The organism is Massilia sp. IC2-278 (assembly GCF_020708045.1).
Lineage (GTDB): Bacteria > Pseudomonadota > Gammaproteobacteria > Burkholderiales > Burkholderiaceae_D > Telluria.
This window is the reverse complement of sequence record NZ_JAJFES010000001.1, coordinates 387629-403893: the sequence shown is the minus strand read 5'-3', so window position 1 is coordinate 403893 and position 16265 is coordinate 387629. Positions and strand designations below refer to the sequence as shown.

The 16265-nt window shown below is 71.7% G+C and carries 11 protein-coding genes; 4 read left to right on the top strand and 7 right to left on the bottom strand.

Features of this window, described 5'->3' with window-relative positions; genetic code table 11:
• Positions 1–50 precede the first annotated feature (50 nt).
• Together LK540_RS01790 and LK540_RS01785 are read left to right on the top strand one after the other, a co-directional pair.
• Complete coding sequence (locus LK540_RS01790) at positions 51–1004, top strand: PP2C family serine/threonine-protein phosphatase (RefSeq protein WP_229435314.1); 954 nt, start codon at positions 51–53, stop codon at positions 1002–1004.
• Between the two features lie 105 nt (positions 1005–1109).
• Entirely contained in the window at positions 1110–2621 is a 1512-nt protein-coding gene (locus LK540_RS01785) for an FHA domain-containing protein (protein ID WP_229435313.1), read from the top strand.
• 421 nt (positions 2622–3042) lie between these two features.
• Here the strand turns inward: LK540_RS01785 and LK540_RS01780 are convergent, their stop codons facing one another.
• The 7 genes from LK540_RS01780 to LK540_RS25220 form a co-directional block, all read right to left on the bottom strand.
• Entirely contained in the window at positions 3043–5388 is a 2346-nt protein-coding gene (locus LK540_RS01780) for an SUMF1/EgtB/PvdO family nonheme iron enzyme (protein WP_229435312.1), read from the bottom strand.
• Positions 5389–5394: 6 nt separating this feature from the next.
• Positions 5395–7569, bottom strand: a complete 2175-nt coding sequence (locus LK540_RS01775) for a hypothetical protein (protein ID WP_229435311.1) — start codon at positions 7567–7569, stop codon at positions 5395–5397.
• A gap of 93 nt (positions 7570–7662) precedes the next feature.
• On the bottom strand, positions 7663–8670 hold the full coding sequence (locus LK540_RS01770; protein WP_229435310.1) for a hypothetical protein: 1008 nt from the start codon (positions 8668–8670) through the stop codon (positions 7663–7665).
• On the bottom strand, positions 8667–9773 hold the full coding sequence (locus LK540_RS01765) for a hypothetical protein (protein WP_229435309.1): 1107 nt from the start codon (positions 9771–9773) through the stop codon (positions 8667–8669). Before LK540_RS01765 ends, LK540_RS01770 begins: the two co-directional genes overlap by 4 nt.
• A 1-nt stretch (position 9774) precedes the next feature.
• Positions 9775–10347 (bottom strand): hypothetical protein, encoded by a 573-nt coding sequence (locus LK540_RS01760; protein WP_229435308.1) that lies wholly within the window; start codon positions 10345–10347, stop codon positions 9775–9777.
• Positions 10348–10351: 4 nt separating this feature from the next.
• The gene (locus tag LK540_RS01755; RefSeq protein WP_307729142.1) at positions 10352–11584 is read right to left on the bottom strand and encodes a hypothetical protein; all 1233 of its coding nucleotides are present in this window, start codon (positions 11582–11584) and stop codon (positions 10352–10354) included.
• Between the two features lie 150 nt (positions 11585–11734).
• The gene (locus LK540_RS25220; protein WP_267498627.1) at positions 11735–14932 is read right to left on the bottom strand and encodes a penicillin-binding transpeptidase domain-containing protein; all 3198 of its coding nucleotides are present in this window, start codon (positions 14930–14932) and stop codon (positions 11735–11737) included.
• 216 nt (positions 14933–15148) lie between these two features.
• Between LK540_RS25220 and LK540_RS01740 the strand changes: the two genes are divergently transcribed.
• A complete protein-coding gene (locus tag LK540_RS01740) occupies positions 15149–15388 on the top strand; it encodes a hypothetical protein (RefSeq protein ID WP_229435306.1) in 240 nt (79 codons plus the stop codon).
• 220 nt (positions 15389–15608) lie between these two features.
• Entirely contained in the window at positions 15609–16178 is a 570-nt protein-coding gene (locus LK540_RS01735; RefSeq protein ID WP_229435305.1) for a hypothetical protein, read from the top strand.
• The last annotated feature ends 87 nt before the right edge of the window (positions 16179–16265 follow it).

The following is a 16265-nucleotide window of genomic DNA, read 5'->3' as shown; positions in this document are numbered from 1 at the left end:
GAGCACCGCTCCCGCCACCCCGTTTTTTCCACTTGCCCGAGGCAGCGCGCATGTTCGAAGGTTTGCAGTTTGGTCCCCGTCTCGACGTCGCCGCGCGCAGCAGCATCGGCGCCGGGCCGGTCACGCGCGCCGAAAACCAGGACAACTGCGTGCTGGTCGGCGCCGACGGCCATGCAGCCCTGCTGCGCGGCGGCGCCGAGCTGCGCCAGCGCGTGCCGGGCTGGCCCGCCGGCCACGTGCGCCTGGCCGTGCTGGACGGCATGGGCGGGCACGGGCATGGGCGCGAAGCGGCCGAAGCCGCCGCCGAAGGCTTGCTGGCGATCCCGGCCTGCAGCGACATCGGCGTGCTGTCGGCCCACCTCGATGCTTTGCATGCCGCGCTGCAGGCGCGTTTCGACGCCCTCGGCGAACACGGGCCGCGCCCCGGCACCACGCTCACCCTGCTGGAAATCCCGCCCCTCGGCGCGCCCCTGCTGTGGCATGCGGGCGATTCGCGCCTGGTCGAGATCCAGCCCGCGGGCGTGGCCCCGCTCACGGTCGACCACGTGCCGACCACGGCCTATGCCATGCTCGGCCTGCTCGGCGAGGCCGACTGGCGGCGCCAGGTGCATGGCGAGCACTGGCCGCAGATCGCCCAGGCTTTTATCCTCGGGAACACCTTTGCCGACCCGCGCCACCTGGAAGACGGCCTGTTCGCCCTCGATGCCGGCAACCTGCCGCCCTGGCTGCGCGCCCTGCCCGACCGCCGCGCGGTGTCGCTGCGGCCGGATTGCAGCTACCTGCTGGCCACCGACGGCTTCTGGTCCTGCGCCGACCAGGCCGAGTTCGTCGCACGCTGGCCGCGCCTGCTGTGCGGGCACGGCGCCGCGGACGGGCTGGAGGCGCTGTTCGCCGAGATGGAGGAACGCCCGCCGGTCGGCCTGCAGCCGGATAACCTGACCGCGATCGTGTTGCGCTTTCGCCCATTCCGGCGCGACGAAACGGCTCTGCCGGCAAACAATTGATTTAAAATAGGAAATAGTGCGTAGAATCAATTTTTAACCCATAATCGCGCGCCACTGCCGAGCCAAAACGCGTAAGCTGGCCCGGTCGCTAGTCAGGCTATTTCCATGAACCGTTGCAGCAATCCCGCGCATCCGCATTGCACCGTCTGGGTGATGCCAGGGGATGCTGCCTGCGCGCACGGTCACCCGCAGCCGGCGCCTGCCGAGTTTTCGCTGCCCCCTGCGTCCGCTGGCGCCGAGGGTTTCGAGACCCTTGCTGGCCCGACCATCGTGGCGGCAGCGGACCATTCGTCGATCCCTGCACCGACTTCCGGACCCATCTCCGCCCCGATTTCCGCCTCTCCCCGGCGCCCGCACCTGCACGTCAGCGGTTTCGACCCGCGCGCGGCCGGCGGGCGCCAGGTGCTGAAACTCGAACTGCGCGGCATGCCGGCCGATTGCGCGCCGCAGGTCACGCTGCTGGCCAGCTCGCGCCTGCGCCTCGAGGGCGGCGAGCGCCACGGCTTCACCCGCACCCTGCGCGGCGACTGGCTGCCGGTCTTCCTCGAGTTTTCCTCGCGCGGGCTGGAGCACGGCCAGTACCGGGTCGAACTCGAACTGCACAGCCGCAGCCAGCCGGCCCGCACCTGGGTCGCCACGCTGCTGATCCTTGCCCCGCGCGCCGACGCCAGCCTGCGCGACATCCACCAGACCTTCCTCGCCACCCACAAGAACGTGCGCGTGCATGCCGACGACGCCTCGATCGCGCGGGTGCAGGCGCGCACCGGCGGCGGGCGGGTCGACATCGACGTGAATGCCAGCAATGCCGGCATCGCCCACCTGGACCTGGATGCGCTGGACGCCCACGGCGGCAAGATCGACCTCGGCGTGACCAGCATCGCCTGGGACGAGGAATTGCTGGAAATCGACGTGCCGGCCCAGCCCGCTATTCACCCTTGCCCGGCCAGCACGGCCTGCCTCGAACTGCCCGCCGGCGACCTGCCGCGTGCGCGCCGCCTGCGCCTGTTCGCGCTCGACGAATGCGTGCTGGGGCGCGCCGATGGCGAGGCCGACATCCTGCTGGCCCACCATCTCGAGCACGGTCCCACGCTGGAAGGCCTGACGCGTCGGCTGTCGGGCCAGCATGCCGTGATCCGGCGCGGGCGCGAAGGTTTCGAGATCGAGGACGTGTCGCGCTACGGGCTGCTGGTTGACGGCGTCTGGCCGGGCAAGCACAAATCGGTCAGGCTGCATCCGGGCATGCGCATCGAACTGACGGCCAGCATTCCCGGCATCGTGACGCTGGAAGTGGCTGCCGTGCTGCCGCACGCGCTGGTGCTGCAGCGCGTGGATGCGGGCATGGCGTACGAGGCCTTGTATATCGTCGATCCGGACAGGCAGCCGGGCAGTGCCGCGCACGGTGGCGCGCTTGGCTTGCCGCTGTTGTTTCACCGCGACGGCGGGTTCTGGGCGGCCGGGACCGGAGGCGACGAGACGCCGCTGACGCCGGCTACCGCGTTCGAGCGGATCACAGGGTGGCCGCGTGGAACGGGTTTTTCAGCGAGCGCGTATCCGGAAATGCGAACAAGCGTCACCACGCGAGCACAGAGCCGCGGGCCCCGCGAGTCGTTGGCTTAAACCGTACGGTGGGCACTCCGTGCCCACGCGGAAGGTGGAGCAGCGATATCGGCATTCCGGCCGAAACATCCGTCCGTCGCAAACGTTTGCAATGATCATTTGCGAACGTCGGCAAGAAACAGGCAGCACGGCCGAAACGCAGTCAACACGACGCACGCATCCGCGTGGGCACGGGGTGCCCACCGTACGGTTGCTGCCAACGCTTCGGTTGGCCGCCCTAATGCCCCAGCGGCAACAACACCAGGAAGATCAACGCGCAGCCAGCCAGCAATGCGGCCTGCAGCCCGAACACGATCGCAGGAATCCGCAGCTCTTCGGGAATGTTCACGATTCGTCCTCCCACAAACCAAGCACTATCGGGAGTCTCCAGCCTACGCCTGCCGCCGGCACATGGCGCACGCTAGCCCTCGATCAATCGCACTCAGGAAACTCCAACATCCCCTTCCGCCGCCGGCAATTCGCGCACCACCCGGAACCCGACGATATCGTTCGACATCACCGCCGAGAACCCATTTCGCAGCGCCGAGCGCAGGTAGCGCGGGTTGTATAGCCAGGAGCCGCCGCGCAGCACCCGCCGCGCGCGGTCGCCGCCCTCTTCCCAGGCGCTGCCGTCGAGCGGCGCGCCTTCGTAGCTGTCGTGCATGACGTCCTGCACCCATTCCCAGACGTTGCCGTGCATGTCATGCAGGCCCCAGGGATTCGGCGCGAACTGGGTCACCGGCGTGGTGCCGCGCCGGTATTCGCCGCGCGCGCCGCCGTTCCAGGTGAAGTTGCCGTCGTAGTTGGCGAGGTCGGTGCCGATGCTGTCGCCGAAGCTGAAGGCGGTTTTGGTGCCGGCGCGGCAGGCGTATTCCCACTCGGCTTCGCTCGGCAGGCGGTAGCGCTGCCCGGTGGCTTCCGCCAGCCAGGCCAGGTAGCGCTGCGCATCGACCCAGGACACGCCGACCACCGGATGCATGTCGCTCTGCGGGAAGCCCGGCGCCGCCCAGTCGACGTCGCCGTCCGGCTGCCAGCGCGTGGCCCTGGCGAAGACGCGCCATTCGCCCACAGTCACCGGGTAGCGCCCCATGGCGAAGGGACGTGCGATGCCGACCCAGTGCTGGGGCGTTTCGCGCGCCAGCCAGTTCTTCTGGGCGCCGGCCGCCATCGCGATCTTGCGCTCGTGTTCGGGTGAGCCCATCTGGAAGCGGCCGGCGCGCAGCACCACCAGTTCCGGCCCCTGGGCGCTGCCGTCGAGGAAGCGGTCGCGCATCAGCAGCGCCGGGGCCTGTCCCGGCTTGGCTGTGTCGGACGCCGGCGCTTCCTGCGCTTGCGCCGCCTTGGCGCGCGCCCGTTCCTGCTCGGCCAGGTAAGCCGCCGCGGCCCTGGCCTGCATGACCTTGCGCTGGGCTTCGTCCTGGGCCTGGCGCGCCTTGGCCACCTCTTCCGCCTGGCGCACGCGCAGCTGCTCGCGCAGGGCTTCGCGCCGCGCCCGCCGCGCTTCCTCGGCTTCCTGGCGCTCGCGGCGCTGCTGTTCGCGGCGCAGGCGTTCGGCCGCCGCCTGGGCCGCCGCTGCCGCCGCGGCTTCGGCACGGGCGCGTTCGCTCGGCACGCGCGCTGCGGGCGGCCTCGGCTGCGCAGGCGCGGCGTCCGGTACGGGCGCCGTCCCTGCCGGCTCACCCGCCACCGGTTCTACCGTCGTCGGCCCTGCTACTGCCGGCTCGACTGCCGCCGGCTGCGCCAGCGGCGGCGTCTCCGCCACCGCGTCCTGCACGGGCGGCGTTTCCGGCTCCGGCGCGGCCCCATCCAACCGCGCCAGCAGCGCCGACACGCTCTCCGGCCGCGTCGCCGGGTCCGGCGCCAGGCCGAGCCGCAGCGCCTGCCACTGCGGCTCGGCCAGCGCCTCGGGGCGGGCCAGCGTGTCGACGGCGCCGGCCGGCAGCGCGCCGCCGACCATGCGGTAGACCATCGCCGCCACCGAATACACGTCCAGCGTGCGGGCCGGCGTCAGGCCGGGCGTGGCCGCTTCCGGCGCGCGGTAGCCGGGCGTGCCGGATACGGCCGGCGCTTCCAGCGGCGACATGGCGCCCTGGCGCGCACGCGCTGCGATGCCGAAGTCGAGCAGCTTGACCTCGCCCCTGGCGGTGACGAAGACATTCGCCGGCTTGATGTCGCGGTGCACCAGGCCGTGCCGGTCCCAGGCATAGTCGAGGGCCTCGGCCACCGGCCGCAGTAAAGCGAGCGAGCGCGCCAGCGGCAGCGGCGGGCCCGACTCGCTCGTTAACATGGCCTCCAGGTCCTCGCCCTCCAGGCACTCCATGATCACGAAGTAGCTGGCCGTGGCCGGGTCCTGGGCCCAGTCGTACACGCGCACAATGTGTTCGTGCGCCAGGCGCCGCGCGCGCGTGGCTTCCTGCACCAGCAGCTTGGCGTGGCTGGCGCTCTCGGTCAGTTCGGGAGAGAGGATCTTCAGCGCCACCTGGGCACTGTGGCCCAGCTCGGCGTGGGTCGCCAGATCGGTGGCCTGCCACACCTGCCCCATGCCGCCGTGCGCGATCAGGCGCTCGAGCCGGTAACGGCGGTTGGCCGGGCCCACATGCTGGCCCTGCATCAGGCCGAGTTCCGTGCCGCGCGCGGCCTGGCGCGCCTTGTCGGGCTGCGCCGGCTCCGGCAGCGCGTGGGCCGCATCGAGGATCGCGTTCTTGCGCTGGTCGAACTCCTGGCGGCTCAGCAGGCCGTCGTCGTGCAGCGCGCGCAGTTCGCGGATCTTGTCGATGGCTGTCTGCATTGCCGTTCAGTCCTGCAGCGGCGTGCCGCAGCTGGCGCAGAAGCGGTCGCTTCCGCCTGCCGGATGGCCGTTGGCACAGGTGCGGGCTGTGACGGCCGCAGCCACCCGGGCCTGCGCCTCCAGCGCCGCCTTGTTGACGTCGTTCTGCAGGGCGAGCAAATCGACCTGGTGACGGCGGTCCTTGTCGACCTCGGCATCGCGCCGCGCCTGTTCCTGGCGCACGGCGTCCTGGGCCAGGCGCGCGGCATCTGCCGGACTCAACCCGCCTCCGGCCTGCACCACGCCGGCCAGCGCAGCCAGCTGGCCGGCATCCATGGTCGCGTGCACGCGGGTCTTCATGTAGTCGGCCAGCACGGCGGCGTTCGGCGCGGCGGCCACGGCCAGCTTGGCGGTGTCGTCCATGCGGCTGATCGATTCGTTGCGCGCGATGTCGATACGCGCCAGCTCCAGCGCGTGTTCCAGCTGGGCGGCGCGCTCGGCGCGTTCGTGGCCGAGGCGGCGCAGTTCCTGCTGCCAGGCCGCTTCCTGCTCGGCGCGGCGCAGCGCGGCCTGGCGCTCGCCCGCCATCAGCTCGACTTCCTTTGCGCGCTGGGCCTGGCGGTGCTCGGCCTCGATGGTGCGCAGCAGCTTTTCGTGCTGGGCAATCGACTCCTGCTGGCCGCCCTCGCGCCGCAAGGCGTCGATCTTCTGCTGCATGCGCTCGGCTTCCAGGCTTTCGGCGCGCTGCAGTTCGCGCAGGCGCTGGCCGCCGGCCAGCTCTTCCCATTCCTGCTCGCGCTCTGCGGCGCGGCGGCGCGCGGCGTTCGCCAGCACCACCAGCGCCAGCTTGGCCGCATGCTCTTCCTCGTCGATGGCGCGGCCCCGCTCGGCCGCCAGGCGCTCGGCCGCGCGCAGGCGCGCCAGTTCCTCGCGCTGGCGCGCAGCGTCCTCGATCTCCTTCGCCTGCTCGACCTTGTTGCGGATCTGCTGGACCAGCAGGGTCTGCGAAAAACGCTGCTGCGCCAGCTGGCGCGCCTGCTGCGCTTCCTGCTGCGCCACTTCCAGCGCGCCGCGCATGCGGATCTGCGCCAGCGCCTGCAGCTGCTTCCACTCGGCTTCTTCGCCGAGGCGCGCGCTACGCTTCTTCGCGACATCGTGTTCCAGCTCGGCCAGCACTTCGCCGGCGCCGCGCGCAATCGCCTCGCGCCGCGACTTCGATTCGGCCACGCGCGCATACAGGTCGATCTCGCGCGCACGCAGGCCTTGCGCCCGCTCCGCGTTATCGAGCGTGCGTTCGGCGCGGTCCAGCGTTTCGTCCTGGCGCAGTTCCATGCGACGCAAGCGCACCCGGGCCGCATGTTCCTCGTGGCGCAGGCGCTTCCATTCCTGCTCGTCGTACAGCTCGTCGAGCTGGCGCGCGTGCTCCATCTGCACGCGCCGCTCGTCGGCCGCCAGCCACAGCGTGCCGATGCGCGCGCGGTTGGCGTCGAACTTGTCGTGGCGCAGGGATAGCGTATCGACGCCGGCCACGCCCAGGCCGTAGGAGGCCAGCAGCAGGCGCAGCGCGCCCTGCAGGCGTTCGTCGAACTGCGGGCGCAGGTCGCGGTTCTGCGCCATCTCGCGCAGCGACTGGCTGGCCACGAATTCGGCTGCCAGCTGGCGCAGCGCCAGCGCCAGCAGTTCGCGCAACTGCGCGCTGCCCACCACGCCCGGCATGGTCATGAAGTGGCGCGCAAAGGCCGGCACGTTTTCCACGCGCAGGCTGACGCTGAAGCGCGCCGCCACCACCAGGTGCTCGGCGGTTTCCAGGTCGTCGAACGCGAATTCGACCGGCAGCGCGTTGGTGCGCGTGATCAGTATCTCGGCATGGCTGTCGCGCAGCAGGTGGTTCAGGCGCGTGAAGAAACCCTCGATCTCGTACTCGCCCTGCGGCACCTCGGTCGCCTGATTGCCCTGCAGGATGTAGGCGCGCGCGGTGGCGGGCACGCGCAGGGTCTTCACGAACAGGCCGGACAGCGCCTCCACGCCGAAGAAGACCGCCAGCTCGTCGGGGCCGGCCACCCAGCGGTTCTCGACCAGCACCGGCGCGTTGCGCGGCGCGCCCAGCGTGATGCCGCAGGCCGCGCAATAGCCTGCGCCGCCCGCATTCTTGTGCGCGCAGCGCGGGCAGCGCGTGCCGCCAAAACCGAACATCTGGAACATGATCCGACTCCCTAGTTTCTCTATCCCTGGCCCGGCGATTCTAGCAGCCGGGACCCGGCGCAAGCGCCTGCCCCTGCCAGAACGCGCGCCGCATCAAATCAATCCGATCCGCTCGACACAGGCCAGGCTCGCGCCCCTGGCGCGCAATCCATCGCGCAGGCCGGGCGGCAAATCCGCTTCCCAGGCGCGCGGCAGCAGCACGCGGTCGCCCGCCACCGCCTCGCGCGCAATCAGCGCGCACTTCGGCGCCAGCCCTTCCACGCCCTCCACCTGGCCGGCATGCCAGGCGCCTGAACAGCCAGTGGCGATGATGCGCCCGCGCGGCAGGAACTCGCGCCCGCGCGCCAGGCGGTCGGCCAGCACCAGCGCCAGTTCATAGGAATTGCCGTGCAGGCCGTCCTGGCCGAAGCGCACCGTGGTGCGCCAGCGCGGCGCGGCCTCGCCGTCGAAGTGGCGCGCGCCGGCCAGCGCCTGGCGCACGGCGTGCTGGCGCGCGCTGTCCAGGCCCGGCGCCGCGACCGCGTCGTCGTCCGGGGCTTCGCCGGGTTCGAGCGGATACACGCTCACCTCGACCCAGCACAAACTATCGTTGATGCCGCCGCTGTGCAGCGGGAACCAGGCGCGCGCGCTCGACACCGATGCCGAGACGTCGGGCTGGCCGCCCAGGGCGCCCAGGTGGCGCAGGTGACGCGGGCCGCCCAGCAGTGCGTCCGCCGGCGCCTGCGCGGCATCGTGGCCGTCGATGCGCCCGCGCTGCCACCCGTCCGACCAGCCCAGCGCCAGCTGCGGTTTTTCGGCCGACGGCAGCAGGCCGCGCACGGTGCGGTCGGCCAGCACCACGGCCAGCTCCCAGTCGCGTTCCTGCGCGCCCGGCGCCCGGTCCATGCTGATCACGACCTGGTCGCGGCTGTCGTAGCGGGCCTCGGTATGGCGCGCCAGGCGCGCCACTTCCTGCATGCGCGCGGCCAGCGCCGGCGCACCGGGCGCACTGCACTTGATGTCGGCGCGCCCGCCGCGCGGACGGCGCGTGGCCGTGACCGTGACGACGGAGCCGTCGGCCAGCAGGCTGCGAAACACCGCTTCGCTGACGGGTGCGCTCATGCGTCCTCCCCTTCGGTGGCCAGCTTGCGCGCACCAAGCGCGTGTTCGAGATTGGCGACGATGCGGTCGGCTTCGTCGAACAGGACTTCCAGGGCGCGGTCCTCGGCCAGTTCGAAGCGCGCCAGCAAGGCCCAGGCTTCGTCCAGCGCCGCTGCCGCCGCCACGCTGTGGCGCGCGCGGCGCAGCTGCTGGCCCGGCGCCAGCGGCTTGCCGGGCGCGGCCAGGCCCAGCACCGGCATGGTGCTCGCCGCCAGGCAGACCAGGTCGAGCCGTCCCAATAGCGCCTGCTGCTGGCGGAACAGGTCCTGGCCGCTGGGCAGCGCCGCCTGGCGCACGCGGCACATCAGGCAAGGCAGTTCGAGGAAGAGACGGCGCAGCGCACGCGCATCCTCTTGCGTGGGATCGAAAGGCGCCCGGTCCGGCACATTGACCAGGGCAGCGCCGGCGGCAGGTGCGGCCGCGGCGGCGGCGGCAGCCGGCGTCGCTTCCACACCGATATAGGGCTCGTCCGCATCGTGCACGGCGCGCGCACGCAATACCTGGGCAAAGTCGCGCCCCGGCCGCAGGTCGACCGGCACGCAGTCGTCGACGGTCACGCCGAAGCGGGTGTACAGCAGCTGGTTGAAGCCGGCCCGGAAGGCGTTCCATTCATCGAGCGTGGTGCAGGGCGGCAGGTCGAGGTTGCCCTGGGCCAGTTCGCGCTGCAGCGCCGCCTCGACACTTGCCGCGAAGCCGGCCAGGGATACGTCGCCCGCCCCTTCGCTGGCCAGGAACAAATCGAAGCGCTGCTGGCTCACGCGCGGATCGGGGCTGTCGACCGCGAAGTGCAGGCGCAGGCCGATCTCGGGCGCGGCGGCAAACGGCACCAGGTCGCAGCCGTAGGGCCCGGGATGGAAGCACCAGCCGCTCTCGCCGTCGACCAGCCCCATGCGCCCGCCGGCGCTGATGCGGCGCGTGCGGCCGCCGCGGTCGACCGCCACGCCGGTGGCGCCGGCCGGCAGCATGCAGCCGGCCGCGATCGGCCGCGCCAGCACGTCGCTGCCCAGCCCTGCCGCATCGAATGCCGGCGCGCGCGCCATGCGCTTGAACAAATCGAACATCATGTCACCGCGCCGGCAGCACGCTGAAGGCGGCCCCGTGGCGCTGGAAGTGGGCGGCCGGTGCCTCGGCGAAGGGCCAGGCGCATTCGCATTCGCCGTCGGCATCCAGGCGCCCTTGCAGGACTTCGGCGCCGGCGCCGTCGAGCACGCGCAGCAGCGCCGCCTCGCGCAGCAGGCGCGCCGCGAACGGCGCCTCGGGCGCCAGCTGCAGGATCACGCGGCAGGCCGCGCCGCCATCGAGGAAATGCAGGCGCCAGTAGCCGTCGTCGGTGGCCAGCTGGTGCAGGGCCGCGCCGCTGTCGGCCGCGCGCAGCATGCCGTGGCTGCCCTGCCAGTGCCCGTCGTTTGCTGCCCCCTTGGCCGCATGCGCGCGCTGACGTGAGAGCGCCAGCGTGCGCAGGCGGCGCGCCGTCAGCGGCGAGGTTTCCAGGGCCGCGCGTTCGCCGCCGGTCAGCGGGCGGCTGCCGTCCAGCGCCGCCAGCAGCACGGCGTCAGCCAGCACCAGGCGGTCGCCCTCCACGCGCCGGTTCAGGAGCAGGTGCTCCTGCAGCTTGCGGTCGATCTCGCTCGTCGTCATCAATTCATCCTCCCGTTCGTGGTGCGGCTTCCAGCCTGGCGATGGCCGCGTCGCGCCGCTTGCGCAGCGTCGGCAGCGACACCGCGTCCAGCGCGGCCAGCTGCTGCATGGTCGGCAGCGCGCCGCTGGCCGGATCGCGCCAGGCGTCGGGATAACTGTCGTCCTCGGCGCCCAGCAGCTTCAGGTACACGGCCAGGCGCACCGGCAGCGAATCGTCTTCCAGCATGCGCCCGGCCCAGCTGCCCGGGTCCTGCGCGGCGCGCGCCGCAGACAGAAAGCCGGGGGGCAGTGAAACCGCCTGCGCGCGCGCGGCGCCGAGCGGGTCGTCGTCCGCCACGGGCGCTGAATGCGTTGGCTCCGCCACCGGCGCATCCAGCTCTTCCGCGCGCGCTTCCAGTATCAGGTCCGGACCCGGCGTGGCGCCATGCGCCGACTCGTCCAGCACGCGCCAGTAATCCTCGATCCAGGCGCCGGCGGTGTCCTGGTCGTGCAGCCAGCCGCTGTCGCGGTTGCTGGAAATCGCCTCGTATTCGGCGATCTCGCGCAGCATGTCGGCGATCTTGTCCGGGCTGTTCTTCAGGCTATCGAAGCGTTTCGACTTCGTGTGCAGGGGCCCGGGCGCGCCGCCGAAGCGCTCCAGGCTTTCGCTCCAGCGCATGATCCACTCGGGGCGGCAGGCCGCGATCGACTGCAGCTGGCGCACCTCGATCGGCACGGTGAAATCGACCGAACGGCCGAGGATGGCGCCGACCTGCGCCGTGTGCTCGCGCCAGCCGGCGAACAGGCGCGCGATCTCGCCGTAGGCCGTGTCGAGCATGCGGTAGGCGTACAGGCGGTTCGGGCTGCAGGGGCGGCCGCAGGCTACCTGGTAGTTGTCGGCATCGACCTTGTCGCGCAGGAGCGCGAACATGTCGTTGACCTTCTTGCGCAGCAGCGCTTCGCCGCCGGCCTGGCGCCAGAAAGCGGGCGCACGCGCGTGCTCGGCGGCGAGCGCCGTGCAAAAAGCGTCCCAGTCGGCCTGGCGTGCGCCCAGCTCGAAGGCCAGGCCCAGGGCCAGCTCGCCCACCGTCTCGCCGTAGCTGTTGCCATTCGCCTGCGCACGCGCCGTGCGGCCGGCCGCGTGCAGCGACTCGGCCAGCTGGTCGACGTACAGCGCCAACGCTTGCCCCGGCGGTGCGGCTTCGATCAGCTCGATCAGGTCGACGCGCGCAAAGACGTCGAGCGAACAGGCGCCCAACAGTTTCCTTACCTGCTCCCATCCAGGTTCCTGGTACCGGGTTCCCGGCAAACGCATACACCTTCCTCTTGTATCTGCAATATGTCCGTCAGATAACGAACTTTGCAAATCATGCCATACAAACATGTAATCGAGGCGCGCTGGAGAACCTTAGTTACCCTTCTGTTCAGGCTTTTGCGCCAGCATCGAGCGCAGCAGCGCCGCCACGACCGGCGCCGCGTGCTCGCCGCCGGTGGCTTCGGATCGGCTGACAAAGGCCGCAAACGCCAGGCGCCGGTCCTGCCCAGGCAGGCTGCCCGGTTCCAGCCAGCCGGTGAACCAGACCGTGGCCAGGCCGGCGTCGCCGACCGGCGCGGTGCCGGTCTTGCCGTACAGGCCGGCGCGCAGGCCGTCGAACTCCGGTGCGCGGAAGGCGCCCGCCGCGGTGCCGTGGGCGACCACGCCGCGCAGGCCGGCGCGGATGCGGTCCAGGCGCACGCCGAGCCTGGCGCCGGCTTCGCTGCGCGCCTGCGCTCCGTCGAGTTCCAGCAGCAGGCGCGGCGCAATCGCGCGGCCTTCGCCAACGGCGCCGGCCGCCAGCGCCATGTGCAGCGGCGTGGCCTGCATGCGCAGCCCGATCGCCATCTGGCGCAGCTCGTGGCGCGAGCCGACCGGGTCGCTGGCGGCGACGCTTGCCTGCAGCGCATCCCAGTTGCGCCAGGCATAGTCGCCCGGCAGCAGGCCGCCGTCCAGGTGCAGCGGGCGCTCGAAGCCGAGGCGGCGCGCCATCGCCACGCTCGGGCGCACCGCGTCGAGCGCCGCGCCGTCCAGGGCGCGCAGGCTGGGCGCCCCGCCTTCTGGTTTCCCGAGCAGGCTACGGTCGCCCAGTTCCGCGGTCCAGGCGAACCAGGTGTTCAGGCTGTAGGTGAGCGCCTGGGCCAGGCCCAGCTTGCCGTCCTGGGCGCGGCGGTCGAGGTGCTGGTCGCGGAAGTTGGTGATGTGGGCGGCGCTGCCGAGTGGATAGCTGGCGGCGTCGGTGCGGAAGGCGTAGCCGCCGCGCGCGGCCGTACCGTTGATGGCGGCCAGCGGCATGCCGTCGAGCAGGGCATCCAGGCGCGGATTGGCCTGCGCCGCCAGTTCCAGGCCCAGCGCACTGACGATTTTATACGTCGAGCCGGGGCTGCGCTCGGCGCCACCGTCGTGCTGCAGGGCCGCCTGGCGCAGCGGGCTGCGCGCCGGATCGACGCGGTCGAAGTCGCGCAGCTCGCTCCACGGCGCCGACGACGCCGGGGCGCCGGCCTGGGCACTGGCGGCGGCCAGGATGTCGCCGCTGCCGGTGTCGAGCAGCACCAGGCCCGCCTGGCGGCCCGGCGCCGGGGCCGCGCCGCCGCTGCAGCGCGCCCCGTCCCATTGGCCGCGGCGCAGGCCGACGCAGTCGAGCGCGCCCTGGGCCGCGCCCTGCAAGGCCAGGTCGAGCGTGAGCCTGGCCGCGTGCGGGCGGCCGTTCGGCGCAGGCAGGCGGCCCAGCATGCCGGCGATGCTGTTCGCATGGCCTTCGCGCAGACCGAGCAGCGTGCCCAGGCCGGCACCGTGCGCGGCTTCCAGCGCACGCCCGCCCTGCCACAGCGGCGCGCCGTTGCGGTCGGCCAGCAGTACCGGCACTGGCGCCGCCGGAGCGACCCGGCTCGCATCGGGCAAGGGCTGCCAGCGCAATTCCCGCCCGTCGAGCGCCAGGTGGCGGTAGGCCGCGTCGCCGGCGCTGCCCAAGTTGGCCATGTCGAGCGGCGCCGCCTCCAGCACCACGCGCCGCGCGCCCGGCTGCAGGGCCAGCACCAGTTCGCGCACGTCGTCGGGCCGGGTGCAGGCGCGCCCGCCGCAGGCCGGGCGGGTGTCGACCAGCTCGGCGCCGCCGATGCCGGTCATGCGCCCGGCGAGCATCAGCTCGATGCGTTCGCCGCCCCGGGCCGGCTGCGGCAGCACCAGCGCCAGCCGCGCCGACTGCGCGCCGGCCGGCCAGTCGGCGACGCGGCTCCAGGCTTCCCAGCCGTGCGGCAGGCGTTCGAACAGGCGCGCCGCCGCCAGCGGCATGGCCGTGCTGGCGCCGACCGCTACCGGGCCGGCGCTGGCCTGCCAGCTGCCACCCAGCGCATTCGGACGCAGGCGCCAGGCCAGCAAGCGCCGTTCGCTGTTAAAGACGCGCACCTGCTCCAGCACGTAGGCGCCGTCGGCGCGGTGATGCAGGCGTTCCAGCAGTTTCAGGCCGGCGGCGTCGAGCACGACACCGTCCCAGCTGTGCAGGTCGCCCGTGCGCTGGCCCGGTTCGGCGGTGCGCCAGCGCGCAAGATCGCGCGGGGCCACCTCGATCAGACCGGACGGCGCCAGGCGGATCAAGCCGCGCTCGCGCAGGCTGTCGAACAGGGCGCCGTCTTCCAGGCGCGGCGCGGCCTTGGCCGGCACCCGGTATTCGCCCGGGGCCAGCATGGCCGTGCGCAGTTCGCCCTGCGCCGGGAAGGCCGCCACCAGCGCGGCCGGGACCGGCCCGGTAGCAGGCAGCCAGCGCTGCAGCACCAGTTCACCCGCGGCCGGACAGGCCGCGCTGGCGCGCCGCATCACGCGCAGCGCGCCGGCATCGCCCCAGACCAGCCAGCCCTGCCGGCCCAGCTTGGCCTCGCCGCCTTTATGGATGGCGCCGGCGCCCAGGTCGCCGATCCAGCGTGCCGCCGGGGCGCCGCTCCAGCTCAAGCGCAGCGGCGCGCCGCCCGTGGCGTTGCCGGCGATGTCGAGCTGCGGCATCGCCCCGCTCGCCAGCACCACGTTGCGCAGGGTAATGGGGCTGGCCGCCGTTTCGTTGCGCGCGGCCCAGCGCGCCACGTCGGCGAAGGGATAGCCGACCCGTACCGGCGAAATGCGTCCGCTGGCGCGGTCGAGCATCTGCTCGCACAGGTCGATCACGACCGGGCGCTCGGCGCGCATGCCGGCCACCACCAGCAGTGCCCCGCCGCCCTGCGGGTTCAGGCTGACGCCGGCCTGGGCCGGCACGCTGAACGCCAGGCCGGGCAGCGCCGGCTGGAAGCCGTCGAGCTCGCGCACCAGGCCGGAGCCGGCGCTGTTGCCAGCACTGTTGCCGGCGGCCGCGGCCAGGGTGCGCGCGTGATGGGCAATCAGGATGCCGCCACCGATAGCCAGCGCCAGCGCGGCCACGCCGATCCAGACGCGGGGACCGGTCTGCGGACGCGCCTGTCCACTTCGCTCTGCCGCAACGGCCTTCACCGGCGCCGTGCGACTGCCGGCACGCAGGTTGCGTGCACGCCGGCGCGCCCGGCGGTTCGATGCCAGCCCGCCCAATACCGTGGCGATCATTCCCCCCATTGCTCTCCTTCCGCGCGGCTCCGCTGTGGCCGCTTATCGCGCAGGTCTAGCGGAGGGAAGGGGAAAACAGGCAGATACGGCCGCGTAGACGGACGTTCGGCGCCGTTCCTGTGCAGGTCATCCCGCCTTTTGTGCGGCTCGTCGCAATCCGCTGTCACCCTGGACGGCCCTCGGATACAGTGCATCCATCGAAACCCCACCCGCAAGGAGAACACCGTGAAGATCGCCAAGCACATGGAAGTTGTTTTCGTCGTTGCCCTCGCCGCCGCCGGCTCGTTCAGCTACTTTGCCGACAGCGTGCCGCAAGCGCATGCCCGCCCGGCCGTCATCCAGGATTCGAGCATCGCCACCGAAACCAAGATGGCTGTCGTGGTCGTGAAAGGCAAGCGTCCGAGCGCCGCGGAAAAACAGCAGATGCTGCTGGCCGATCGCCGCGCACCAGGGAGCGTGATTTGATGTCCCGCGCGTGCTGGGCAGTGCCGGGTCGTGGCTGACGACCCAGGCATGCCCGGCGGCGGTTTCCCCTTCTCCTCCGTTACATCTCCCCTCCTCATTCATCTCCGGCTGTCACACTGATACAGCAATCTGTTTCAGATGTAAGCACATGCGTCAAACGCAGCAATCCCCTCAAGCGGGCGCTATAGTGAATCATCCGCTTTGGATTTGGAGAACGAACATGAAACGCCTCACTCTCGCTGCCCTGATCGCCCTTGGCGCTGCCGCGTACGCACCGCTGCCTTCGATGGCGCAGGGCCTGGAAGTCTATATCGGCACCGCGCCGCCGGCGCCTGTCTACGAACGCATCCCTGCCGCACGCCATGGCTACGTCTGGGCGCCGGGTTACTGGGAGTGGCGCGGCCGCCGCCACTTCTGGGTGCCGGGCAGCTACGTGGTCGAGCGTCCGGGCTATGTGTACGCGCCGCCAGCCTGGCACCAGCGCGGCGGGCGCTGGTACATGAGCCAGGGAGCCTGGTCGCCGCGTGACCGCTATTACGCGAACAACGACCGCTACTACGGCCCGGACCGCCGGCATGGACCGGACCGCGGCTGGAACGACCGCGATCACCGCGGCGGCAATTACGGCCGCAACGAAGGGCGCCGCGACTACGACCGCGATGGCGTGCCGAACCGGTATGACCGCGACCGCGATAACGATGGGGTGAGCAACCGCCATGACCGCGACCGGGATGGCGATGGGGTCGGGAACCGCCGGGATCGCAATCCGGATAATCCGTATCGCCGTTGAGTGGATAGCCGATAGCGGAATGAGAAGCGCCTCGGGAGAGGCGCTTTTTTTATTGAGTGGCCGTTGGCGGATTTCGCCGATGATCAG